Annotated in this window: 33 protein-coding genes; 32 read left to right on the top strand and 1 reads right to left on the bottom strand. The window is 35.8% G+C overall.

Annotated elements, in window-relative coordinates:
- Nucleotides 1-16 precede the first annotated feature (16 nt).
- The 19 genes from PSR14_RS26695 to PSR14_RS26605 all read left to right on the top strand — a co-directional run bounded on the left by PSR14_RS26695 (nt 17) and on the right by PSR14_RS26605 (nt 12,205).
- Nucleotides 17-172 carry a DUF6906 family protein gene (locus PSR14_RS26695; RefSeq protein WP_000788372.1) on the top strand — a complete coding sequence of 52 codons (156 nt, stop codon included), beginning with the start codon at nt 17-19 and terminating at the stop codon, nt 170-172.
- A 37-nt stretch (nt 173-209) separates the two neighbouring features.
- Complete coding sequence (locus tag PSR14_RS26690; RefSeq protein WP_098487710.1) at nt 210-881, top strand: Rha family transcriptional regulator; 672 nt, start codon at nt 210-212, stop codon at nt 879-881.
- A gap of 29 nt (nt 882-910) precedes the next feature.
- Complete coding sequence (locus tag PSR14_RS26685) at nt 911-1,786, top strand: hypothetical protein (protein ID WP_257147402.1); 876 nt, start codon at nt 911-913, stop codon at nt 1,784-1,786.
- Between the two features lie 132 nt (nt 1,787-1,918).
- Complete coding sequence (locus PSR14_RS26680; RefSeq protein WP_098487712.1) at nt 1,919-2,692, top strand: conserved phage C-terminal domain-containing protein; 774 nt, start codon at nt 1,919-1,921, stop codon at nt 2,690-2,692.
- Between the two features lie 11 nt (nt 2,693-2,703).
- Entirely contained in the window at nt 2,704-3,585 is an 882-nt protein-coding gene (locus tag PSR14_RS26675) for an ATP-binding protein (RefSeq protein ID WP_098487713.1), read from the top strand.
- A complete protein-coding gene (locus PSR14_RS26670) occupies nt 3,585-3,809 on the top strand; it encodes a hypothetical protein (protein ID WP_098487714.1) in 225 nt (74 codons plus the stop codon). Before PSR14_RS26675 ends, PSR14_RS26670 begins: the two co-directional genes overlap by 1 nt.
- A complete protein-coding gene (locus PSR14_RS26665; RefSeq protein WP_098487715.1) occupies nt 3,806-4,552 on the top strand; it encodes a sigma-70 family RNA polymerase sigma factor in 747 nt (248 codons plus the stop codon). Before PSR14_RS26670 ends, PSR14_RS26665 begins: the two co-directional genes overlap by 4 nt.
- A gap of 215 nt (nt 4,553-4,767) precedes the next feature.
- Nucleotides 4,768-5,172, top strand: a complete 405-nt coding sequence (locus tag PSR14_RS26660; protein ID WP_098487716.1) for a YopX family protein — start codon at nt 4,768-4,770, stop codon at nt 5,170-5,172.
- Between the two features lie 1,028 nt (nt 5,173-6,200).
- Entirely contained in the window at nt 6,201-6,386 is a 186-nt protein-coding gene (locus tag PSR14_RS26655) for a hypothetical protein (protein ID WP_098487717.1), read from the top strand.
- 143 nt (nt 6,387-6,529) lie between these two features.
- A complete protein-coding gene (locus PSR14_RS26650) occupies nt 6,530-6,652 on the top strand; it encodes a DUF3983 domain-containing protein (protein ID WP_001284975.1) in 123 nt (40 codons plus the stop codon).
- Between the two features lie 17 nt (nt 6,653-6,669).
- Nucleotides 6,670-7,059: a hypothetical protein gene (locus PSR14_RS26645; RefSeq protein WP_000895343.1), complete on the top strand. Its 390-nt coding sequence runs from the start codon at nt 6,670-6,672 to the stop codon at nt 7,057-7,059.
- A 284-nt stretch (nt 7,060-7,343) separates the two neighbouring features.
- On the top strand, nt 7,344-7,568 hold the full coding sequence (locus tag PSR14_RS26640) for a hypothetical protein (protein ID WP_000930965.1): 225 nt from the start codon (nt 7,344-7,346) through the stop codon (nt 7,566-7,568).
- Nucleotides 7,569-7,624: 56 nt separating this feature from the next.
- Entirely contained in the window at nt 7,625-7,822 is a 198-nt protein-coding gene (locus PSR14_RS26635; RefSeq protein ID WP_098487718.1) for a hypothetical protein, read from the top strand.
- Between the two features lie 46 nt (nt 7,823-7,868).
- Complete coding sequence (locus tag PSR14_RS26630; protein ID WP_098487719.1) at nt 7,869-8,087, top strand: hypothetical protein; 219 nt, start codon at nt 7,869-7,871, stop codon at nt 8,085-8,087.
- Entirely contained in the window at nt 8,084-8,398 is a 315-nt protein-coding gene (locus tag PSR14_RS26625; RefSeq protein ID WP_098487720.1) for a Rho termination factor N-terminal domain-containing protein, read from the top strand. The genes PSR14_RS26630 and PSR14_RS26625 overlap by 4 nt, the downstream gene beginning before the upstream one ends.
- Entirely contained in the window at nt 8,395-8,787 is a 393-nt protein-coding gene (locus PSR14_RS26620) for an HNH endonuclease (protein WP_038413837.1), read from the top strand. The genes PSR14_RS26625 and PSR14_RS26620 overlap by 4 nt, the downstream gene beginning before the upstream one ends.
- An 83-nt stretch (nt 8,788-8,870) precedes the next feature.
- Nucleotides 8,871-9,296, top strand: a complete 426-nt coding sequence (locus PSR14_RS26615) for a P27 family phage terminase small subunit (protein WP_113733050.1) — start codon at nt 8,871-8,873, stop codon at nt 9,294-9,296.
- A complete protein-coding gene (locus PSR14_RS26610; RefSeq protein WP_098487721.1) occupies nt 9,293-11,017 on the top strand; it encodes a terminase large subunit in 1,725 nt (574 codons plus the stop codon). Before PSR14_RS26615 ends, PSR14_RS26610 begins: the two co-directional genes overlap by 4 nt.
- A gap of 15 nt (nt 11,018-11,032) precedes the next feature.
- Nucleotides 11,033-12,205 (top strand): phage portal protein, encoded by a 1,173-nt coding sequence (locus PSR14_RS26605; RefSeq protein ID WP_098487722.1) that lies wholly within the window; start codon nt 11,033-11,035, stop codon nt 12,203-12,205.
- 168 nt (nt 12,206-12,373) lie between these two features.
- Here the strand turns inward: PSR14_RS26605 and PSR14_RS26600 are convergent, their stop codons facing one another.
- A complete protein-coding gene (locus PSR14_RS26600) occupies nt 12,374-12,631 on the bottom strand; it encodes a hypothetical protein (RefSeq protein ID WP_098487724.1) in 258 nt (85 codons plus the stop codon).
- 70 nt (nt 12,632-12,701) lie between these two features.
- On the opposite strand from PSR14_RS26600, the gene PSR14_RS26595 reads away from it, so the two are divergent.
- The 13 genes from PSR14_RS26595 to PSR14_RS26535 are packed head-to-tail and all read left to right on the top strand — an operon-like array spanning nt 12,702 to nt 24,895.
- Nucleotides 12,702-13,283: an HK97 family phage prohead protease gene (locus PSR14_RS26595; RefSeq protein ID WP_000687903.1), complete on the top strand. Its 582-nt coding sequence runs from the start codon at nt 12,702-12,704 to the stop codon at nt 13,281-13,283.
- Nucleotide 13,284: 1 nt separating this feature from the next.
- Nucleotides 13,285-14,595 carry a phage major capsid protein gene (locus tag PSR14_RS26590; protein ID WP_098487725.1) on the top strand — a complete coding sequence of 437 codons (1,311 nt, stop codon included), beginning with the start codon at nt 13,285-13,287 and terminating at the stop codon, nt 14,593-14,595.
- A gap of 1 nt (nt 14,596) precedes the next feature.
- Nucleotides 14,597-14,857: a head-tail connector protein gene (locus PSR14_RS26585; protein WP_000342229.1), complete on the top strand. Its 261-nt coding sequence runs from the start codon at nt 14,597-14,599 to the stop codon at nt 14,855-14,857.
- Entirely contained in the window at nt 14,835-15,167 is a 333-nt protein-coding gene (locus PSR14_RS26580) for a hypothetical protein (protein ID WP_113732678.1), read from the top strand. Before PSR14_RS26585 ends, PSR14_RS26580 begins: the two co-directional genes overlap by 23 nt.
- A complete protein-coding gene (locus tag PSR14_RS26575; protein WP_063536464.1) occupies nt 15,157-15,486 on the top strand; it encodes a hypothetical protein in 330 nt (109 codons plus the stop codon). Before PSR14_RS26580 ends, PSR14_RS26575 begins: the two co-directional genes overlap by 11 nt.
- The gene (locus PSR14_RS26570; protein WP_098487727.1) at nt 15,486-15,863 is read left to right on the top strand and encodes an HK97-gp10 family putative phage morphogenesis protein; all 378 of its coding nucleotides are present in this window, start codon (nt 15,486-15,488) and stop codon (nt 15,861-15,863) included. The genes PSR14_RS26575 and PSR14_RS26570 overlap by 1 nt, the downstream gene beginning before the upstream one ends.
- An 11-nt stretch (nt 15,864-15,874) precedes the next feature.
- The gene (locus tag PSR14_RS26565) at nt 15,875-16,510 is read left to right on the top strand and encodes a major tail protein (protein ID WP_006929816.1); all 636 of its coding nucleotides are present in this window, start codon (nt 15,875-15,877) and stop codon (nt 16,508-16,510) included.
- Between the two features lie 11 nt (nt 16,511-16,521).
- A complete protein-coding gene (locus PSR14_RS26560; RefSeq protein WP_061884610.1) occupies nt 16,522-16,908 on the top strand; it encodes a hypothetical protein in 387 nt (128 codons plus the stop codon).
- Between the two features lie 38 nt (nt 16,909-16,946).
- The gene (locus PSR14_RS26555) at nt 16,947-17,135 is read left to right on the top strand and encodes a hypothetical protein (protein WP_076872605.1); all 189 of its coding nucleotides are present in this window, start codon (nt 16,947-16,949) and stop codon (nt 17,133-17,135) included.
- A 16-nt stretch (nt 17,136-17,151) separates the two neighbouring features.
- Complete coding sequence (locus PSR14_RS26550; protein WP_098487728.1) at nt 17,152-20,676, top strand: phage tail tape measure protein; 3,525 nt, start codon at nt 17,152-17,154, stop codon at nt 20,674-20,676.
- Nucleotides 20,677-21,360: a phage tail domain-containing protein gene (locus PSR14_RS26545; protein ID WP_098487729.1), complete on the top strand. Its 684-nt coding sequence runs from the start codon at nt 20,677-20,679 to the stop codon at nt 21,358-21,360.
- Complete coding sequence (locus tag PSR14_RS26540) at nt 21,357-23,699, top strand: phage tail spike protein (RefSeq protein ID WP_098487730.1); 2,343 nt, start codon at nt 21,357-21,359, stop codon at nt 23,697-23,699. Before PSR14_RS26545 ends, PSR14_RS26540 begins: the two co-directional genes overlap by 4 nt.
- Nucleotides 23,700-23,713: 14 nt before the next feature.
- A complete protein-coding gene (locus tag PSR14_RS26535) occupies nt 23,714-24,895 on the top strand; it encodes a BppU family phage baseplate upper protein (RefSeq protein ID WP_098487731.1) in 1,182 nt (393 codons plus the stop codon).
- Nucleotides 24,896-25,029 lie beyond the last annotated feature (134 nt).

The raw sequence follows: 25,029 nt of genomic DNA, 5'->3' as shown, positions 1-25,029 counted from the left end.
TTAGAGGGGGATTTTAATGAAAAACGGTAAAAAGTTAACCAAGCGTGAAAAGGTGCACCTTAAATCATACAAATTGAATCCTGAGAGTTGGTTAATTTTTAAAAAGGTAGATGGGGAATTACATTTAGTTCATCGTCATACGAACTCAATACGAGTCATTCCAAGTGCGTAGGATGGACAAGCATTATTAAAAATGAGGAGGATTTTATATGGACCAATTAACACCAGTAAATGAACAAGCAACATTATCAAGTTTGGAAGTAGCAAAGATGGTAGGGAAGCGGCATGATAATTTAATGGCAGATATCAAAACGCATATAGGTTATCTAAGTGAAGATGACGCCCTGAAAAGTCAGGTGGTTGAATATTTTAGGCAAAGAACGTATTTAGATAAGAAAAATGAGGCGCGCCCATGTTATAACATCACGAAAAAAGGCTGCGAATTAATTGCTCATAAAATGACAGGTAAGAAAGGGACATTGTTTTCTGCTTCTTACATAGAACGATTTCATCAAATGGAACAACATATAAAAAAGCAAAATGAAATCCCTACTGACCCATTCAAACAAATCGAACTAATTGCAGCAGGAACAACCAACTTAAACAATCGAGTTAGCAAGTTAGAACATGTTATTGAAGAACAATTAACTATTGATTTTGGACAACAACGAGTAATAGAGAAGGCAAAAGGTAGACGTATCTATTTCCTATGGGAACAAGGCCATATTGATAAAGAGGTTCATGGCACTACACGTAAGTTGTTTGGTTTGTTAGGTAAGAATTTAAAAGATGCATTTGATGTGAATAGCTATCGAGATATTTTAAAGAAAGATTTTGATGAGGCTTTAAAATTTATTGAGGGCTGGAGACCGATGATCTAATTATCTAAAAGGAGGACCATCACGTGGAGATGATAACAAACAAAGAAGTGTTTAGAAGTATTGAAAAGAAAGCAAAACAACTTAGGTTAGTTCCTGATCAATTACAGGTGGAGCAATTAAAAAATGTTTTTCTTTTTAAAGAATATAAGGGTGAGTACATCTGCGTTTATTCGTGTGATAATCAAATGCATTTTGTTTCTGAAACATTTGGAAAAGGTAAAATGACCCATCAAGTCGAGTTTTTTAAAGTTTTTGGTGAAGAGTGGAATGAATATCCCTATAAAATGATTGTTTTTAATGCAATTGCTTGGTACAAGCGATGGCTAAAGTCGAATTTTAAAGATATGGACGAATTGTATGACCGAAAGAGAAGTTTACAAAAACAGCATGAATGGTTAATGGAGATTATGGAAATACAACGTGCCAGTGAAAAACTACTTTTCATTAATGAGGTTAACAATGTTTTATATAGAGTGAAGGAGCAAACTTTAAGTATAGGTAAGCAGGTTATAGATATTATTCATGTTTGGGATTTTAGTGTCGATGAGGTGTGTGCTCTTCTTGGAGGGAATGCAATAGAAGGTCAACGGCTATATAAAGAATATCGAGAAGATAAAGAACAGCAAAAAACTTTTAAAACATTTATGGAATATGCCTTGCATAGAGGACTGGAATATAGACATCTAAAAGGGCGAATGAGAGGTATATATGATTGCCCATCTTATGAAATGCCTTTCTATTGGGCGGTAAATAACGTGATTTTGGATTTTATAGACAATTCACCAAAAGCGAAAGAAAAGATAAACGATTTCCTTAAAAATGATTTGGGATTAACTATGTATAGAACAGTTGAAGATTTAGAAGGCAATATTTTAGGAGTTATAGAGGATGATGAAAGCAATTAAAAAAGTAACTTGCGCCAACAAGTTACCCTACTGAAATACCCATGAAAAAATACTTAGAAAAATTATAACATACATGTCCAGTTTATGAAAAGAGGGGCATGATTATGCCCCTTAAATATAAGAGGTGCCTATATGAGTAAATTAATCATCAACGAAGAACCATTATTAGTTCTTCCATCGTTAGCAAAGAGTATCGGGTTAAATGAAGCGGTCTTTTTACAACAAATACATTACTGGTTAAATCGTTCTAATCATTTTTATGATGAAAGACGTTGGATATATAACAGTGCTGTTGAATGGTCTAAACAATTTCCGTTTTGGAGTGAAAAGACAATTAGACGTATTTTAAAAAATTTAGAAGAAACCAAGATTTTATTGACTGGTAATTACAACAAGATGAAATTCGATAAAACTAAATGGTACACCATTGATTATGATAAATTACGTTCGCTCGAAACGGTAAACGATGTGGACAATTTGACTAGACGAAGTGGTAAAAGTGACCATGTGCTACCGGACAATTTGACCAGACCAATACCAGAGAATACACAGAGACTATCTACAGAGATTACAGAATATATAGTCGAGATAGTAAACTATCTCAACACTACATGTAATAAAAGTTATCGTACCTCAACTAAAAAAACTCAAACATTAATAAAAGCGAGATTAGCTGAAGGCTATACAGTTGAACAGTTCAAGAAAGTAATTGACATAAAGAAATCTCATTGGTTTGGAGATGCAAAATGGGATGAATATTTAAGACCTGAAACACTATTTGGAACAAAGTTTGAAAGCTACTTAAATAGCAAACCAAAAACAAAGCAACATTCGGAAATGTCTGCTGAGGAACGGTTGGAACATTTCCAAAAAGAAGCAGAGGAACAAGATGATTTGCCATTCTAGGGGTGTGCTAAATGGGGAGAGAAGAACTTTTTCAAAGAGTGTTCAGTAGTGATCGAGATGTGAGAAACTCAGTCAGTGTAGAGGAATTAATGAAGGCTATGTCACTTGAAGAGGGTGCATGGTGCAAAACTTGTAAAATATTCGTTCCGATGATGCAGTTGCCTATCTACTTATTAAAGCATTTAAAAGGCGCCAAAGTACCAGGGGTTAATTCCACGGGGAAAGTGCAACCAGTATGCCCTAAATGCTTTAGGAAACCATCTGCGGATCAAGATGAAATTAGATATCAGGATGTTGTAGAGACAGCACAAAAGAGAATGCAGCAAGGGGAACAAAATCGATATTTAATGCCAACGCCAGAAAGATATATCGCTGCTACACTTGAGAACTTTGAAATGAGAGCGGGCGTCGAGAAGGCAGTTAAAGGTGCAAGGTACTTTATTGAAAATATCTCAAAAAAGCAAGAAAAAGGGCTGTTTTTACAAGGTGGATTCGGATCTGGAAAAACAAGACTTTGTTATTCGATTAAACACACTTTAGAGAGTATGGGTCCTAAAGTGATTGTATATAACGTGACACAACTGTTAGATAGGATACGCTCTACATTTAGCAGTGATAAGGAAAGTAAAGCGGAAATTATGGCATTACTCATGAAGTGCGATGTATTAGTACTAGATGATTTAGGAGCAGAAAAGCCTTCAGAGTTTGCAGCAGAGTTTTTATATACGATTGTTGATTATCGATACAGTACGTGGAGACGAATGATTATTACAAGTAACTGTAGTGATGAGGAACTACAGGAACGTCTGGGCCATTTACAAGGTGGACGTATTTTAGATCGGTTAAGAGAAGGGTGTTATAAAATTCCAATTACGGCAGGGAGTGCGAGGTAATGGCAAATAATAAGAGTGGAGAAATACTTGATGGCATTAAAGAATTGCTGTGGAAATTAATAATTAAAGCGAAAACTGATGAAAGAGTACGTGATTTTTTGGATGATTTTAAAAAAGTGTTAGAAGACAATAAACATTCAGCTAAAGAGGAACTTTCGGTAGCCTTTGCAAGGTTACAAGAAAAACACTTTCCTAACTTTGAAGAAGGAGAATCCAAAAAATGACTAAAGAAAGAGACCAAGTAAAAGCTGGAGCTACCGTTCGAGAAATGTCAGATGCTGAATTTATGAAGAAGTATGAAAGGCTTGTGCATCATTGCGTTTGGAAACGGTATGCGAAAAAAATGAAGAGTATAGAACATGATACGGGTTTAGATATAGAGGACTTAACTCAATTTGGGATGATAGGTCTTATTAAAGCAAGGGATAATTTTGATCTTGAGTATGGCTGTAAATTTTCAACGTATGCTGTTCCTAAAATCATAGGTGAGATTGGCCGAGCCATTCGAGATTATCAAAAGGTGAAAGTGCAACGAAGTGTATACAGTATAAAGGGGAAAATTCTGAGACAAAACCTAGAAGATGAAATTCCAGAAGAAATAGCAAGTATCCTAAATGAAGATGTATCCGTAGTAAGCAACGCATTACATTATCAACCAGGTACACAGTCCTTGAATAAAGTTGTACACCAGTCTAACGGGAATGAAGAATTAACCTTGGAAAGCATGCTAGAGGATAAAAAAGCAGAAAACGTTGAGGATGTATCGATTAATAGAATGGTGATACAGGCATTTAAATCTCAATTATCACATAAAGAACACATCGTATTAGATATGAGCCTACAGAACAGGACACAACAAAACATTGCAAATGAAATAGGGTGTAGTCAAGTTCAAGTTAGTCGTATTCTGACAAAAATAAATAAAAGTGCTGTTCAGTTCGGTAAAGAGGGGGAGCTTCATGATTGAATCATAAAAAATAGAATATTCATTTACGTCAAGGTGAGAGTGGGAAAGAAAACTAAACCAAAGTGTTATTTTAATCGGAATGGCAGGTAATTGACCAAATCACCTGCCATGTGCCTAAACAGTCCGGAGGGGTAAAACTCCGTTTTGAAAGAGTGTAGCTGACTCGTAGATAGTATGTGTAATGTGGAAAAGATTATTCGTAAAGGGAAATGGAGATGGACGATATTAAGTTTCGAGCATGGGACAAAGTAATGGAGAAAATGTATGAAGTCGGATTTATAGACTTCGCTAAAGAAAGAGTGCAATTAGCACATAACGTTGATGGTATTTGTTATGCGGCGTACATCTCTCCTTTAAAAGATGTTGAGCAACTTCAATACACGGGAATTAAGGATGTAAAAGGTAAAGAAATTTACGAAGGGGACATTGTCTATCAAGAATTTCATGATCGTATGGAAGAAACAGATGGATTCACAGGAGCAGTTAAGCAGATGGAAGGCGCTTGGGGGATTTGTAACGGAGTGGATCATGCTGAATTGCTGTGGAGTGAATTAAACCTAAATCATGTAAAAGGTAATATCTATGAGAATTTAGAGCTATTAGAAATCTGGACAAAATAGTTATTTTGTGATGAATAAATAAAAGAACCCGCTGGTTATAAACGAGTTCTTCGTAACAGGTGCACCAGGAACACCAGGAAGCTGGTCCAGAGCAATCTAGGTATTCACTTGGATGATATTACTATATGTAAAATGGGGAAAACAGTTAATGAAATTTAAATAAAATTCTTATTTGCGCGACACGTTTCCTTATAAGTGTGTAAACACGAAATAGGAGAGTTATCAAATTGATAACAACAACTGATTGACTGAAAGTAGGAATGAAAGCCGTCAGGTTGAGCTGAAACTACTTATCTGATACTCCTACATGCAAGGCGTGATAGTAGTCACAAATTGTATGAAGCTAGGTGAAGTCGGCTGAACAAAACCTAAGTGAGAAATCATATGGTGATGGATAGGTCGGGATGCTACAAAATATCTACGGTGAGAATGTCCAAACGGACTGACGAACTTGCGAATGTACGGGTCTAAAGGATTGATACATTAGAAATGTGTATGTCGTCAACGACGACGTTATCTACCGAAAAGTAAGATTAAATAATATGAAATTCGGAACTTCCAACGATGAGGATGTAAAGATAACAGGCTTACAGCAAGCACCTAAGGATATATGTATAGCTAGGTCAATCGGAACGTGGTAAGCGAGAAACTGTCATCAACGCCTACTAGCAGACAGGTGCATATAAGGTTCTAACGAACCGAAATTACTTTATTCTCGTGAAGGTGGGGACATAGTACCGACGAAGCATGTAACGAATGTGGAGGGATAGTCCCTAGTCTTGTTCTTTGAAAACTAAATCAATTAGATGTAACTCACAGGATCGAGTAAGATGATGTGACTTTTCGTAAGAAAAGGGAATGAATACGTTGGTGAGTACAACATTGTTTGTAATCTGGTTGCTTTAGACTAAAAGGATAAGATGGGGCGCTGTATGCGATGAAAGTCGCACGTACAGTGCTAAGCGGGGGAAAAGATGGAGATAGCTTCAAAGTCTTACCTATCGCAACGAATAGAAAGGGAGGACGAAATGAAAACATTCAATGTTACCTTTACTCAAATGAAGATGTATGAAGCAGTTGTTGAAGCGGAAACAATGGAAAAAGCAGTTGAAAAAGTTCGTAATTACCATGTACAAGAGGAAGATTTACTTGAGAAGGATATAACGATTAATGACTTGCGTGAGGTGCTAGTCAAAGAACAACAGTTCGAATGAATGGGATGCTAAAATCACGTAAGAAAAGGCTTGTTTTTAATTGAGAATACAATAAGTCTAGGAAGTGCTAAAACCGCTCATTCAGGCTGTAAATAGCGTTTAATAAGATTTGATTAAAACAATAGAGAGAAGGAAGTGTTGATGTGGCTAACTTAAAGAAAAAGAAGATAAAAAAAGCCATTGACCGTCGCGCAAGAGCAATGGATAAGGAGAGAGTTACAAATGCATGGAGAAATATTTTTGTGCAAGCTGGCATCTTAAAATAAGTGAGGTGGCACACATAATGTTAGAGTGGCTAAAGGATTATCAAAAATTAGAAGATGAAATCATTTATTTGGAAAATGACTTATATAGAAGTAAACGAGAATTAAAACGCTGGGCTGGTGGTGATTTGTGGGAAGTACGTTTAACAGCTGAATCAGAAGGAGCGAAACTAGAAGATCGTATTGCTACTCGTGAACATGAATTAGCTTTAAAAATGAATGACATGTTTGATTTCAAAAAGGTAATTAGTACATTCCATGGTTTGGAACACAAGATCATGTATGGTAAGTATGTGGAGGGCAAAACATTGGAAAAGCTTGCTGAAGAGTTACATTATAGTCCGCGCTATATCTATAATAAACACGCGCAAATAAAGCGTATGATTGAATATGCTCAGAAGTTAAGTTAACAAAATGTTAAGTTCACTTCAGTTCATGTTAACTATTGCAAAAAGAGTTTATAGTAATAACATAAAGAATTGATGAAAGGGCAACTGGTGCACGGTTGCTCTTTTTTATTTAGGAAACCAAAACCATGTAAGAATGATAAAAACAAAGAGAATAAGTAGTATTTTTAAGAATTTCATAACAGCCTCCTTTTAAACTATATAAGAAATGGAATCATTTACAGGAATCATTGTAGACAGTAATGAATAGTTATAAACGTAGAATATAAGGGGAGGAACTATAATTCATGTTAAATGAAGAATTATTAGAAGCACTAATGAAATATCGAAGGTTTAACGGGAAAAATCCTGATATCCTACAAGTAAATCCAAAACATTTCAGAAATCTACTGGAAGAATTAAATTATCCAGAGTGGCTTATTAAAAAGAAAGAAGCAGAAACAGGAACGAAAAAAAGCTTATTAGGAATAGCAGTTGAGCTAACAGATACAGTAGAAAAATTTAAACTATAAAAAGCATCCAAAACGGGTGCTTTTCTTATGCAAAAAATTACATAGGTGGTGTAGAGATGAGTCTTATATTTCATAATGGAGATTTAAATAAGTTGGCAAGAGATACTTCACATGACAGTATCATTTTAAAAGTTGGTGAACAAGAGATTGTAACTTTGAAAAGTAATGGAGATATCTATGTCAAAGGTAGGCTTATTGAAAACGATAAAGAGGTTGTAGATGGTATGAGAGAGTTCTTGAGGTTATCTAGGTAAAGAAAAGCGCAAACGTGTCGCATTTGAAAAGGATGGTGTTAAGTAAATGAATTCAGAAGAGATATATGTAAAACAAATGAATGCATGGATTAAGGAACAAGAAGCAAGAAGAGAACAGATTGTAGTAACAATTAAAACTAGCTCAGAGATTGTGGAACAAAACAAGATACAGTTGCAATGGTTAGATAAAGGATTGGGTCTTGCTAAAGAAGAGTTCGAGACTTGGAAGAAAGAAAATAATTATAAGGAGTGTGAATCTAATTGATTACTGAAACAAGAAAAACAATATCAGGTACAGAGTATTGGGATAATGAAAAGAAGAAGAGTCTATTTGTTCCTACAGATGAAGAACCAGAATTTGAAGTAACTGTTAATCCTGAGAGTATGATTGCTGATAAAGGATTTTCAACAGGAGGGTATTTGACTAAAGATACGTTGGCAATTGGTGAAGCAGGTACAGACCTTATCTTGAGTAATAAGACAATAAAAGAGTTACGTGAGTATGCTGATGAGCTAGGCATTGAGATTCCAGCTGATGTTAAAAAGAAAGAAGATATCATTGACTTACTATCATGAAATACTGTGACTTCAATGGCTGCCATAACAAGATAAGCAAAGGACGTTACTGTGAAGAGCATAAGCGTAACAAGCCAAGGAAGAAGAAAGATAAGAAGAACATCTACCATCATGATAACAAACCATTTTATCGTACTGATGCATGGAAGTATGTCAGGTCAAAGGTATATGAAAGAGAGAAGGGATGTTGTCAACGATGTGGACAGTTTGTCTTTGGTAGACGTGCTCATGTTCATCACGTAATACCAATCAAAGAAGACCCAACTCTTAAATTAGAAGAAAATAACTTAAGGTTACTTTGTCCAGTTTGTCATACAATCGAAGAAAATGAAGATAAACCGAAAAAAGTTTTTCCGAGTTATTTCGGAAGCCCCCCTATCAAAAATTAAAATTTGTCCTCTGGGGAGGATAGGTAGCGTAGGGGGCATATCAATAGTTGCGCCATTTTCAAAAAATGAAGGGGGGTGTGAAAATGGCTCGAATGTCAAAGAAGAAAAAGATGGAAATGCTGGATGTTGCAAGAGATGAAGAACGAAATAGAATCATAAAATTATTGACTGAAGATGACAATTTCACACCTTCATTAGAACCATTAATCGAAAATTATTTAGATGCTTTTATCATTTATAAAACTATGTTTGATGAATGGAAAGCTGATGGATTTGCAGCCACAAAAATGCATAAGAACAAGGCTGGGGCAACAAATGAAATGAAACATCCACTTGCTCAACAAGTTGAAACTTGGAACGATAAAAAAAACAAAATGCTAGATGCTCTTGGAATGACGAATAAGGGGAAAAGTGTACAAAAGACACCTAAAAATGCAGGGAATATTCAATCTAATGAGCCTAAAGACGAATTAGCAGCTCATCGGAATAAATGGCGGAAAACCCAATGATTATTACATCAGGCGTTAACTATGCTGATAAGTATGCGAATAACGTCATGCGTAATAAAAAGAAGTACCCGAAGTCGATCATTCTTGCTGTAGAACGTTATAAGAAGTGGAAAAAGCGTAAAGATATTTGGTTTGATGTAGATCGAGCGAATGAAATGTTAGATTTCGTTCAATCGTTCATCCGTCATGTTAAAGGACCACTTGCAGGTCAATTGATGGAATTAGAGCTTTGGGAAATGTTTGTTTTTGCGAATATGTATGGTTGGTATCATAAAAACGAAAAAGGAAAAACAGTCCGTGTTATTCGTGAATCATATGTTCAAGTGCCAAAGAAGAACGGAAAAACTATTATCGCAGCAGGTGCATTGCTCTATGCTATGTATGGAGAACTTGAACTTGGAGCGGATTGTTATTGTGCGGCATCAGATTATGAACAAGCGCAAAATGCAGCTGAACCAATTGCACAAGCGATAGAGAACTCCGAACCTCTGGCACGGCATACACAAATTTATAAAGGTGTGAATGGAACAGTTAGTGGTGCTATGTACCGATATAGCATCAATGGAATTGCATATCAAAATAAATTCAAAGTATTAACGAAAAACACGAAGGGTCTTGAAGGAAAGAACCCTTATTTTGTGTTAAATGACGAGCTCCATGCACAGGAAAATATGGACATGTATGATAACTTGAAGTCAGCGCAGATTTCTCGTGAACAACCGATAATGCTTAATATTTCAACAGCTGGTAAGGGTGCTTCATCTGTCGGTATGCGTGTTTATAAGTATGCGAAATTTGTTTTGGAAAATGACGATGACGATTCTTTGTTTGTTGCAATCTGGGAGCCAAATAAAAATTATGATTGGGAAGATCGTAAAGTTTGGGAAATGGTTAACCCGAATATTGGTGTTTCCGTTACAATGGAAACACTTGAAATTGAGTTCAAAAAGGCGAAACAGTCTGCACATTCAAAAGCTGAGTTCCTTTCCAAACACTTAAATGTTTTCGTAAATGGTGCTGATAATTATTTTGAGCATGATCAAGTACAACATGTTCTTGTGGAAGATTTGGGTGATCTTACAGGTGAAATTTGTTATTTAGGATTGGACTTATCGAAAACAACAGATTTAACATGCGTAAGTTTAAATTTCCCTTCACATGATGAGGAAGGAAGGTCAATTATAAAAGTAAAACAGATGTATTTCCTTCCTAATGAGAATATTGATTTTAAAGAAAAAGAGGATAATGTTCCATATACAGATATGGTTGAACGTGGTTTTGCTACGTTTTGTGATGGGAAGATGATTGACCAAGATCAAGTTATGGAATATATCGTGGAATGCATGAATTTATACGATGTGCAACAAATAAACTATGATCCAGCGATGTCTCAAAAGTTAATAGAGAAGCTTGAAAATCTCGGTTTAGAATGTATTGCAGTAAATCAGTATCCGAACGTTATGAATGCAATGCTCGATGATTCAGAGATACTAATTTATGAAAAGCGTTTAATTACCGACAATCCTTTGTTTGTTTATTGCGCTCTTAACGTTGTAGTTGTGACAAATATCAATGGAATGAAAGCACCGAGCAAGCGACAGTCCAAAAAGAAGATTGATGGATTTGTTGCTTTTTTAGTTGCTCACAAAGAAACGATGATGGTTATGGATAGCATAACAGAGGAAGGTATGGATGAATTGATTGGTGATATTTATCGATAGAGAGGCGGTGAAAAATTGGGTTTAAGGGATAGGTTTTCAAATTACTTATTTAAAAAGGCTGAAAAGCGTGGTTATCTTGATGATGTTTTAGGGAAGAGTATTCGTTATGGTGGTGTGTATGTTACAGATTCAAACATCTTACAATCTAGCGATGTTTCCGAGTTGTTACAAGACATCAGTAATCAAATGGTATTGGCTGATATTGTTGTGGAAGATGAATTTGGGAATGAAACTAAAGATGATATTGCACTTCGTATTTTAAAGAATCCGAATGATTATCTTACACAATCTGAATTCATTAAATTAATGACGAATACTTATTTACTCGAGGGAGAAACGTTCCCTGTATTAAATGGTGCTCAAATACATTTAGCTTCAAATGTATTTACAGAGTTAGATGATAATTTAGTAGAGCATTTTAATATTGGTGGTCACGAAATTCCTCCGTTTATGATTCGTCATGTGAAAAATATTGGCGCAGATCATTTAAGAGGAAAAGGCCTTCTTGATTTGGGAAGAGATACACTTGAGGGCGTTATGTCAGCTGAGAAAACTTTAACTGACAAATATAAAAAGGGTGGACTATTAGCATTCTTGTTAAATTTAGATGCCCATATCAATCCACAGAATGGTGCGCAGTCAAAATTAATCAATGCAATTTTAGATCAACTGGAATCAATCGATGAAGCAAGGTCTGTAAAAATGATTCCTCTTGGAAAAGGGTATTCAATAGACACACTTAAAAGCCCGTTAGACGACGAAAAGACCCTAGCATACCTAAATGTATATAAAAAAGATTTAGGTAAGTATTTAGGCATAAATGTGGATACATACACAGAGCTAATCAAAGAAGATATTGAGAAAGCAATGATGTATATCCATAACAAGGCAGTTAGACCAATAATGAAAAATTTTGAAGACCATTTGAGTCTTCTTTTTTATGGTCAAAATTCGGGGAAACGAATTAAGTTTAAGATAAATATTCTTGATTTTGTTACTTATAGCAACAAGACAAATATCGGTTACAACCTTGTGCGTACAGCTATTACTTCACCTGATAATGTTGCCGATATGCTTGGATTCCCTAAACAAAATACAAAGGAATCACAATCTATTTATATTTCAAATGATATAACCGAAATCGGTAAGAAAGAAGCGGCCGATGGTTCAGTGGAAGGAGGTGACTAAACGTGAAGGGAGATACAATTCATGTTAGTTGTGGAGACATGGATATTAGAATTCATAAGAAAAGTCCTACAATGTTCGATGTGGTAGTTGGAAATTGTAGGACTGGAAATGGCATTTTGATGTGTTCAGTAGAACAAGAGAAGCCTCCCTATTTGTTTTATAAAATTGTTAATCTACGGGTTTATTCAAAAGAGAAATTAGCCATTGGTTCTCCGAATATATTGCTTCAATTGTTATGCTGTAGTCTTGACAACCAGAAAAAGAATAACTTTTGAAACGGATTAAATACTTTGTTTTAGAAATCTGTGAAATGGATTGAAATTTGGCGCGATTTTCAATGTCAATTTCGTCAATAAACGCTAACGTTTTGTGAGCAAACTCAAAATTTTCTTTAAAATCTTTTTCTGTTTGGATAGATAAAATCATTGGGATCACCTCCTTACTCATCAAATGATAGCAGAAAAACTATTTCTAGGAATGAAAGGATGTGAAAATGATGAAAATTGAGGTCCGAGGGAATCAAGTCATACTTGATGGTTACGTAAATGTTGTGGACAGGGAAAGTCGAATGTTGCCTTCACCAAGGGGATATTTCAAAGAGAAAATTGTTCCTAAGACATTTGAAAAAGCGTTAAAGAAAGCAAAGAATGTGGACTTGCTTTTTAATCACAACAAAAATAGAAAGCTTGGTTCTATTGAAAATGGCAATCTGGAATTGTACGAAGACAATATTGGTTTAAGAGCCATCGCTACAGTTACAGATGAACAAATAATTGAGAAAGCAAGGAATAAAGAATTGCGTGGTTGGTCATTTGGCTTTGTTTCTGAAAAAGATTCCTGGGAAGAAGGCGAATCTGGTGTTCAAAAACGATCTATTGAAGAATTAGAACTCTTAGAAGTTTCTATTTTAGATATGACACCAGCCTATGTTGCTACTTCCATTGAAACCAGGGGCGAAAATACAGCCATGATTGAAATGAGAAGTGAAGAAGCAGCTGTAAAAACAGTTGTGGAAGATGATACAGAAGAAAGAAATAATCTTATTAAACAAATAAAAAAAGTTTTGGAGGAAAATTAACATGAATTTAAAAGAAATCTTAAACGCATCTTTAACAAGAACGAAATCTCGATTAGCAGAATTACAAGGGAAAGTAGAAAAAAATGAAGTTCGTTCAGAAGAATTAGCAGTAATTAAAGCTGAAGTAGAAGAATTAACAAAGGAAGTACAAACTATCACTGATGAGTTAGCAAAATTAGAAGCGGAAGAAAAAGGAGAAGATCCGGACAAAAAGAAAGATGAAGATCCAGATAAAAAAGAAGACCCAGCAGCAAAAGAAAATCCGAATGAAAAAACGGAACTGTCAGAAGAACAACGTTCAGCTATTTCAGCATCTATCGCAGCAGCTCTTTCCACTAAAGGTCATAAATCTACTAAAAACAAAGAAAAGGAAACTCGTTCAGCTTTTGCAAACTACATTGTAGGTAACATTGATGAAACAGAAGCTCGTGCATTAGGTTTAGTTACTGGTAATGGTTCTGTTACGATTCCAGATTTCTTAAGTAAAGAAATTATTACGTATGCTCAAGAAGAAAACTTCTTACGTCGATTAGGAACAGGAGTAAAAACAAAAGAAAATATTAAGTATCCAGTTTTAGTTAAAAAGGCAGAAGCACAAGGTCATAAAAATGAGCGAACAAATAATGAAATTCCAGAAACGGATATCGAGTTCGATGAAATTGAATTATCACCAACGGAATTTGATGCACTGGCTACAGTGACGAAAAAATTATTAGCACGTACAGGTTTACCGATTGAACAAATTGTTATGGATGAGCTGAAAAAGGCTTATGTTCGTAAAGAAACTCAATATATGGTTAATGGCGATGAAGCTAATAACATCAATGATGGTGCATTGGCAAAGAAAGCCGTTGAATTTAAAACGGATGAAAAAAATCTCTATGATGCATTAGTAAAAATGAAAAATACACCGGTTAAAGAAATTCGTAAAAAAGCAAGATGGGTGTTAAATACAGCAGCACTAACAAAAATTGAAACAATGAAAACGGATGATGGTTTCCCATTACTTCGTCCATTTAATCAAGCAGAGGGCGGCATTGGTTATACATTATTAGGCTTCCCTGTTGAGGAAGAAGATGCAATTGATATCCCTGATTCACCAGATACACCAGTATTCTATTTCGGTGATTTCTCTAAGTTTTATATTCAAGATGTTATTGGATCACTAGAAGTACAAAAGTTAGTTGAGTTATTCTCACGTACAAACCGTGTAGGCTTCCGTATCTGGAACTTACTAGATGCTCAATTAATTCATTCTCCATTTGAAGTTCCAGTTTATAAGTATGTTTTAAAAGCTTCTACTGGGGCTTAATATGGATGATTTAATTGAGAAATTAAAATCTCATATTCATTGGGAAGAGGGTATGGATGATTCTATGCTCTCTTTTTATATTAAGCAAGGTCAACGATATGTAAAAAAAGCATGTGGAAGAGAAGTGGAATACCTGGTCATTATGTGTGCAGGTATTTTTTATGAATATCGTGTAGCTGAAAAAGAATTAGAACAAGCTTTGGATGCTTTGACACCATTCTTTGTCCAGGAGGTTTATGATGCCGAAGAGGAAGACGAATAAACTTAAATGGATGGGTGATTTACTCAAATTAGGAGAGACGATTGATCCAGTAACAGACCGTGTTGTGATGGGGTATCCATTAGAACGGAAAATTCGATATAACAACATTGGAGTTACGGCCACTGATAAATACACAACAAAAGATATGAATGAAATTGTAAAGAAAATTGAAGTTCGTATTGATCGTGACATTGAAAACAATCAAAAGAATTATCGTGTAAAAGTTGGTGGTCGTATTTATAGCATTGAGCGCATTTATGTAAAAGAAGAAGACCGATTGATGGAGGTGTCACTATCGTATGCAAATTAATTTTGAACAGTTGCGAAGCCTTATGAAGAAATCTGGTATTCCAGTTTCTCGTGATAGTGCTCCTACAGGGATAGATTACCCTTATATTGTGTATGAATTTGTGAATGAGCAACATAAGAGGGCTTCTAATAAGGTCCTAAAAGATATGCCACTTTATCAAATTGCAGTTATCACAAATGGAACTGAAAAAGATTATGAGCCATTAAAGGCTGTTTTTAATGAAGTAGGCGTGTCTTATTCTCAGTTTGATGGAATGGGTTATGACGAGAATGACGACACTATCACGCAGTTTATCACGTATGTGAGGTGTATCCAGTAATGGCTTCAAATAACAATGGCTTTGCTGAAGCTTTAGAAGATATTAATACGCTATTACGGGTGAATAAAAAAGTAAGTTTGGATGTGTTAGATGAAGCAGCCAAGTATTTTGCTAGTAAATTAAAACCAAAAATCAAAGCATCCAATAAAAACAAGCGGACACATTTAAGGGATAGCCTAAAGGTTGTTGTGAAAGGTGATCGTGTATCTGTGGAGTTTAAAGATGAAGCTTGGTATTGGTACTTAGTTGAACATGGCCATAAAAAAGCAAAAGGTAAGGGGCGTGTGAAAGGAAAACACTTTGTTCAGAATACCTTCGATGCAGAAGGGGATAAAATTGCTGATATTATGGCACAAAAAATAATTGATAGAATGTGAGGATGATATACATGACAATTGAAAATAAAGAAATTCAATATTCCGTAGGGATCGAAGATTTATATCTTTGCTTGATGAAGGGAAATGAAACTTCTAGTGCACTACCAACTTATGAGGATATCGTTTATAGACAAACGAATATTTCTGATCTAACGATTTCCACTACTTCTACTAATTTTACAAAGTGGGCATCTAACAAAAAAATTATTAACATTGTCAAAAATACAGCGTTTGGATTAGCTTTTAATCTTGCTGGTCTAAATCGTGAAGTAAAAGATAAAATCTTTGCTAAAACACGAAAAAAAGGCGTGTCTTTTGAAACAGCGAAGGCGAAGGCTTATCCAAAGTTCGCAGTAGGGGTTGTATTCCCTTTAAATGATGGAACAAAAATATTACGTTGGTATCCAAAATGTACGGTTGCTCCAGTAGAAGAATCTTGGAAAACGCAAGGTGATGAAATGACTGTGGATGACATTGCTTACACAATTACAGCAGATCCATTGTTATTTAATGATGTAACACAAGCTGAATTAGATACTGGTGATCCAGAGGCAAAAGGAATTAAAGCTGAAGATTTCTTAAAACAAGTCATTTGTGATGAATCTCAATTAACACAACTTGGTGGAACATCGACGCCAGGGAAATAAGGAGTGATAGTATGGCACGTTTAAGTGATTTAGTTAACGTTAATATAACTAGAAATAGCATTAAGATACAGGGTGTTTCAATCCCTGTTGTTTTTACTTTTGAATCTTTTCCTTATGTGGAAGAGGCGTATGGAACACCCTATCATGAATTTGAAAAAGAAATGAATGATATGTTAGGAAAAGGTCAATTTAGCCTGGGGGAAAATGAAGCGAAATTGATGCGTGCATTAATTTATGCGATGGTACGTAGCGGCGGTACAGAATGTACATTAGCTGAATTGAAAGGTGCCATTCCTATGAATGATTTACCTGATATCTTCATCGTTGTATACGAAATTTTTAGTGGCCAAACTTTCCAAACTTCTGATATGGAGAAGCTGAAGCAAGAAAAAAAGTAAAAAACATACTGACTAAAAACGAGGAATCTCAGTCCGAATTGGACTGGGATTTTTATTTTTATGTTGGTAATACGTTGCTTGGTTTAAGTATGAATGACTTCTGGAAAATAACACCTGCACATTTTTTAAAACAATTCATTATGCATCTCAGATACAACAATCCGGATGCATTACATGAGCAGAAACCAAAACAAATCTACACGCTAGATCAAACACCATTCTTATAAGAAATGAGGTGAGAAAATGCCAGGGAATAGTAAAGAAAGAAACGTCGTTCTTAATTTTAAAATGGATGGACAAGTCCAGTATGCGAATACATTGAAACAAATCAATATGGTTATGAATAATGCAGCGAAAGAATATAAAAATCATATTGCAGCAATGGGCCAAGATGCGACGATGACTGATAAACTTCTTGCTGAAAAGAAGAAGCTTGAAATTCAAATGGAAGCAGCCAAGAAACGTACAGCTATGTTGCGTTCTGAATATCAAGCCATGTCCAAGGACACAAGTACAACCGCTGAACAACTCAATAAGATGTACGGTAAATTGCTAGATGCAGAACGTGCTGAGACTTCTCTTGATAACGCAATGAAAAGAGTGAATGAAGGTCTTTCCGAGCAAGCAATTGAGGCTAGGGAAGCACGTGGAACTTTACTGGATTTACAAGAGAATTCTAAGAAACTTGAAGCTGAACAGAAACGTTTGACAAGCTCATTCAAACTTCAAAATGCTGAATTAGGTCAAAATGCTAGTGAAGCGGATAAGTTGGAATTAGCGCAGAAACAACTACGTCAGCAAATGGAAATGACTGATAGGGTCGTCCACAACTTAGAACAACAATTAAGTGCCGCAAAGCGTGTGTATGGTGAGAATTCTACTGAAGTGCAGCAACTTGAGGCTAAATTAAACCAAGCAAAAACGACATTAAAGCAATTCGAAAATTCTTTACAGGGTGTTGGGCGAAGTGGTTCACAAGCTGCGGATGGTATGGCGGAAATCAATAAGAAACTTGATATGAACAATTTAATGGAAGCAGCTGAAGTCCTACAAGGAATATCCGAAAAGTTAATTGAAATGGGAAAGTCAATTGTAAATACAGCAATAGAGTTTGATGGATCGCAGAGGAAAATTCAGGCGTCATTAGGATTGACTGGTAAAGGTGCCGAAAATCTTCAAAAGATTGCTGTTGATACTTGGAAAAAAGGTTTTGGTGAAAATCTTGAAGAGGTAGATAATGCGCTTATAAAGGTCTATCAAAATATGCGCGATGTTCCACATGAAGAATTACAAGGTGCATCGGAAAACGTTTTAACATTAGCTAAAGTTTACGATGTTGATTTAAACGAAGCGACTCGTGGTGCAGGGCAGTTGATGAGTCAATTTGGTTTATCTACACAAGAAACATTTGATTTACTTGCTGCTGGTGCTCAAGAAGGTCTAAATTATTCAGATGAGTTATTTGATAACCTCTCTGAATATGCGCCTTTATTTAAACAAGGTGGCTTTAGTGCTCAAGAAATGTTTACGATTTTAGCAAATGGAACAAAAAGCGGTTCGTATAACTTAGACTATATCAATGACCTGGTGAAGGAATTTGGTATCCGTGTACAAGATGGTTCGAAAGGTGTATCAGAAGGGTTTGGTGATTTATCTGAAGAGACACAAAAAGTATGGAAAGCATTCAATGAAGGTAAGGGAACCGCAGCCGATGTATTCAATGCTGTGTTAGGCGATCTTCAAAAGATGGATGACAAAGTAAAGGCAAACCAGATTGGTGTTGCTTTATTTGGCGTGAAATGGGAAGACATGGGTGCTGAAGCTGTACTTAGTCTAAATAATGTACATGGTGGTCTTGGTGATGTAACTGGACGTATGGATGAAATGAAGAAACTTCAGGAAGAATCTTTGGGACAGCAATTTCAAAAAGCATTAAGAGAAACGCAGGCTGCGTTAGAGCCACTTGGAAAGAAATTTGCAGAATTAGCTAAAGATATTTTACCTCCAATTGTTGATGGAGTTAAAGCTGTAATGGATTGGTTTAGTAAGTTGTCTGAAGCTGATCAAACACTTTTAATCGTGATGGGTGCATTAAGTACAGCGTTTATTATTCTAACTCCAATTGTAGCAGCTCTCGCTGTTTCATTTGGTGCGTTGAATTTGGCGTTTTTACCTGTGATAGCTACCATTGCAGCAGTTTCCTTGGTGATAACTGGTATTATCATGTTAATAAAAAACTGGGGTGCCATAACTGACTGGCTTTCTGAAAAATGGTCTCAATTTAAAGAGTGGTTTGGCGAATTGTGGGCAGGTATAGTTCAGGCATGTAGTGATGGTTGGTCTGCCACAGTTGATTACTTTTCTGGAGCCTGGTCAGATTTTTTAAATATGGTAAATGAGTTCTTTGAACCTATAGGTCAATTTTTCACTGATCTATGGACAGGTATTTCTGATACAGCATCGGAAATTTGGACAGGAATTACTGATTATTTTTCAGAATCGTGGTCTTCATTCATTGAATTAGCAGATAGTATATTGTCTCCTTTAGGTGGATTTTTCAGTGGATTGTGGACGGGTATTGTTGAAACGGCAACTTCTATTTGGGATCAATTAAAGACAGCTTGGCAAGAAACTTGGAATACCATTGTTACGGTTTTAGATCCAATTATTTCTTTGATTTCTACAGTTCTTGAGGCTGGATGGTTATTAATACAAGCTGGAGCACAAATTGCTTGGACAGCCATATCTCAATATGTTATTCAACCAATTCAAGAAGCGTATGATTGGGTAAGTAAACAAATTGGTGAATTGGTTGCTTGGTTAGGTACACAATGGGAAATTGCAAAAGCTGTGGCGCAAGTTGCGTGGGGATTATTTAAGCAATATATCGTTCAGCCAGTCCAAGAAGCTTGGAGTACAACAAAAGAAAAATTCAGTGATTTGATTTCTTGGTTAAGTTCACAGTGGGAAACAGCGAAATCTTATACACTTTCAGCGTGGAATCTAATAAAACAATATGTCATTCAGCCTGTTCAGGAATTGTGGAATGCAACGAAAGAGAAATTGAATGATTTAGCGAATTGGATACTAGGTAATTGGGCTAAAATTCAATCTTACACACTTACGGCATGGAATTTAGTTTATAAATATATCATTGATCCTGTTATTTCAGCTTATAATTCTGCAAAAGAGAAATTCAATGATATGTACAACACAGCACGGGAAAAATTTGATTCAGTAAAAAATGCAGCTCAAGAAAAGTTTGATGCAGCAAAGAGGTTTATCATTGACCCGATAAAAGATGCAGTGGATAAAGTGAAGGGATTCATTGATAAAATCAAAGGATTTTTCAGTGATTTGAAATTAAAGATTCCGAAACCGGAAATGCCTAAAATGCCGCATTTTAGTTTAGAAACTAGCACGAAAAACATTTTAGGGAAAGACATTACGTATCCATCTGGCATTGGTGTACAATGGCGTGCAAAAGGCGGTATTTTTACTAGACCTACAATTTTCGGTATGAGTAATGGTCAGTTACAAGGTGCAGGAGAAGCTGGAAATGAAGCGGTTTTACCGTTGAATAAAAAAACATTAGGCGCGATTGGTGAAGGGATTGCAGCAACGATGTCTAATGAACCAACTGTAATTAATATTTATAATCCTTCAGTGAGGGATGATCGTGATATCGACCGCATGGTCGGAAAAATAGATGATGCACTGGCTCAAAAAGGACGTAATTCAAAAATAGGAATAGGGAGGACGACTTAATTGTTGGATATAGGAATCGATAATGAATTAGCAAGCAGTTACGGATTAGGTTTAGTAGGTCGTCCAGTGATTCCAACCGCAAAACAAAAGGTAGAACATATAGAAATACCAGGACGACATGGTTCACTTACAAAGAAAGGGGCATATGAAAATGTCCCTTTTAAGGTGAAATTTAATATGTTGGAAAGGGAAAATATTAAACCTTTCATAAGACGTGCAAAACCTTGGTTATTACAAGGGAAAACACTTTTTTTCACAGATGACGATGTACATCGGAAGATTAAGCATGTTGAAATGGGAGACATCACAACTGAAATTGAGGAGCATGGTGAATTTGAGGTGGATTTCACACTAGATCCCTTTGAATATACAGAGGATGTAAATCTAAAGCTCACCAAACCTGATGTAATTTATAATCCAGGTACAATTGAATCTGATCCTAAGTTTTGGATTGTGGGAAACGGTACTTTCCGTATAACAATCAATGACGTCTCTTTTCAAATAAAAGATGTGAATGGTTCTGTTGTCATAGATTCAGAAGTACTTGAAGCATATACCGATACCATATCAATGAATAATAAAATGGTTGGGCAGTTCCCTATATTGGGCGTGGGAGAAAATAAAATAGAGTGGTCAGGATCAATTCAATTTATGGAAATTCGACCTAGGTGGAGATATAAATGATTACTTTATATAAACCAAATGAGACTGATTTTACACACAATGGTATAGGGGCTTTAGATAAAAATATTTATAACGCAACTGTTGAGGAAGAACTCAATGGTTTATTTTTATTTTCATTTAGTTACCCATTGTTTGCACCGCATGGTCTGGAAATAGAGGGAATGAGTATCATTAAAGTTCCAACTCCGGATGGTGAACAACTATTTCGAGTGGCAGCGCCTAAAGTCAGTATGGGTGAGATTACAGCACAATGTTATCACATTTTTTATGACTTAACTGAAAATCTAATTGAAGACATTTTCGCTGAAGCAACAAATGGTAATGGAGCAATGAATCGTATGTCAGCAGGATGCCAATATAAGCATCCTTTTCAGTTTTATTCGGATGTACCAAAGATAGCCAGTGCACGTATTGTCCGTAAAAATCCTGTGGAAGCATTATTGGATTCTAGTCAAGACAATTCATTTGTTAATCGTTGGGGTGGCGAATTAAAACGAGATAATTTTGACGTGAAGATGCTACAAAATCGTGGTATGGATCGCGGGGTAGTTATTCGTCATAAGAAAGATTTATTAGGATATGAAGGTAATGTGGATTGGAAACGTCCCATAACTAGAATCATGCCACAAGGTTTTGATGGGTTATTTCTTCCTGAAAAGTATGTGGATAGCCCACTTATAAATAAGTATCCTCATCCTAAAATCAAAGTGGTTGAATTTAAACATATTAAGGCAGCTATTGGTGAAAATGCTGACGATGAAGATGCAGTTCCGTTAGAAGAAGCATATAGGTTATTACGCCAGGCAGCCAAGGATATGTTTGCTATTCAAAAGGTTGATCAGCCTAAAGCAAATTATAACGTTAAGTTTCAGGAGTTATCACAAACAGAAGAGTATAAGGATTATAAGCATTTACAAAGTGTTTATATGGCAGATACGGTTACGGTTGAGCATCAAGAAGATGGTGTTGATATAAAGGCGAAGGTAATTGCTTATAAATATGATCCAATAAAAAAAGAATATCTGGATATAACCATTGGTAACTTCAAAGAATCCTTTACGGACGTTTCCGGTAGGGTTGACCTGGTACAAGAAGAGTTATCCAATATGCCCGGCTCTATTTTAGATGCGGCAAAAGCAAATGCTACAAGCCTTATTAATTCAGGATTCGGAGGACATGTCCGCGTTTATCCAGATCGTATTTTAATTATGGATACGAAAGATGAAAAGAGTGCTAAAAAGGTTTGGCAATGGAACTTGAATGGATTAGGGTATTCTTCCACAGGTGTGAATGGACCATATGGAACTGCTATTACAAGTGATGGAAGAATTGTTGCTGATTTTATTACTGCAGGTACGTTAAGTGGGAATCTGGTGCAAGGCGGAGAAATAACAGGTTCAACTTTGAAAACATCTAATTCGGCTAATTTTGTAAATATATCTAAACAATTTATTCGTCTCTATGAATCCTTGAAAGTAAGAGCCTTTATTGGGTATTACAAAAATAGTAGAGGTGAAATACAGCCCACTTTTATTCTAGGTGGTGACTCAGATCAAACAGGTGCAAACGGCGCCATCATGTTGTATCAATTCTCAGATGTAAGTGTTAAGTCTGGTGGAATTGGAATCACAAAGGGACTCGATGGTAATGGGTACTTGAATGCAGCTTCTTTATACTTTTCACAAACAGGGAATGCAATGCTCGATGCTGATAAAATGATTGTCCTAGATGCCCAAAGTGAGATGAGGTTTAAGGTTAAAGATCAATTCCGCTTTTATCGTAATGACAATTGGATTGCAAGTATCGGGGTTGCATCTGGAGGGGATACAGATATCATGCTCCCAAATGCAATAATACGCAATTCGAATTGGGACAATGGGTATATCCAAGTGAAAACCGCTCTTGGGACATATTATCAAGGAGTAATTGCTTCAGACTTCAAAGTTTCTTCAAAAGAAACATATAAAACCAATATCCGTCCTATTACATCCAGCTTACTTGAAAAGGTAATGGAATGGGAAATTAAACAGTACAATTTGAAAACAGATATTCCAAAACTTTATGAGATGCGTATGAATCGTAAAGAAGGAGAGCCGACAATTACTACAGAGGCAATTCCTACACATTATGGTTTAGTTATTCCAAAAGAATCAGAGGAAAATGGTGTGGGGTTATATGGGATGCTTTCACAATTGACAAGCGCATTTCAAGAGCATGTAATCAAAACAGAGGTTAAATTTGAAGAATTAGAGCCGATAAAGTCTAAAGGGAATATAAAACATAGGAACAAAGTAAAGCGCCAAAGAAGACCGCCTAGACGCGTGAAAAGGAATAGTTAGAGAGAGGTGTAGTCATGCGAAACGAGGAAATTATTATAGACTTAGCAGATCCTGTGTTCACAAAAACAATTCGTTCTCGGCAGAATGACAAGAATGGATTGAGGCTCACTGTGTACGTAAGAGAAAAAGGGCAGAATGTGGATTTAACAGGATATGCGGTTAAATATGAAGCGACAAATCATACAGGAGTATTCATTCGAGATGATGCTCAAATAGTTGATTCAAAAAATGGTGTGTTTTCCTATACGTTTACATCTCAAGCTGTTTCCACATCGGATGATTGGACAGCTTATTTTGTGATGGAAAAAAGTACAGAACGAATGAGTACACCAGATATTCGTATTACATTAAGACGTGATGTGAAAGAAGGAAATATTAAAATTGAAAATTATATTTCTGATTTTGATAATCTCAAGAAACAGATAGATGCTTTGCAGCAAGCGGTTGATAAAATGGACGTCGTAAAGCGTTCAGGCGGGATGATGACAGGTTATCTAACGATGAGACCGACAATCGGTTCCAATATCGGAGTTGGATTCAATAGTGAGGATAAGGTATTAGATATCGGTCTTGTAGGAGTCTCGGATGGTCAATTATATTTAAAAGACTGGAAAAATAATAAAGTATTGTTTGAAAAATCGCCTACTGGGGCATTCAATGTTTTTGCTGATAATCTTCTAAAAAAAGCTGGCGACATCATAAATGGATTACTGGAATTTAAGAGCGATAATTCAATTGTATTAGGTAGTCGCTCTTATAAGACAGTAATTCACAAAGGGGCGCAGGGAGAACTGATTTTTGCTCCTTCTACAAAAGAACAAGGTGATTCTTGGGATTGGTCCAAACGAGTAGAATTTCGAACTGATGGCACAATCAGACAAGCGTATGATACAGGATGGATTAACCTTCCTACAACTGGTGTAGAGAATGTTCCTGATAGAATTTTGAAGTATAAAAGAAGTGGAGAACACGTTAATGTAATTGGTTCTATTCGAAATGCGCAAAACGCAACAGTATTTGCTACACTTCCAGTTGGATGTAGACCCGTTCAAGACATTGCGGTTCCAGCTATTATGATAACTGGAGGAGTGAATACAAACTTTTGTGAAGTTACAGTAAAAAAAGATGGTGGGATTTTCGTGAATGGTGTTCAAAGTGGAAGTACTTTTCATATTGCAATGAGCTTTTTAATTTAAATATTACAGATTAAGCGTGCATAAGCAGGCTTTTTTATTTTGTATAAAATAGGGCTTTTGTATAAAAATTTTTATGCATTCACTCAAAAAAGGTTTGTCTCATAGTATATAGAGATTGTTTTATTAAGATTTCA

The organism is Bacillus sp. A01H, from assembly GCF_045277205.1.
Lineage (GTDB): Bacteria > Bacillota > Bacilli > Bacillales > Bacillaceae_G > Bacillus_A > Bacillus_A paranthracis.
The sequence above is the reverse complement of the archived record's forward strand: the minus strand, read 5'-3'. Positions and strand labels throughout refer to the sequence as shown.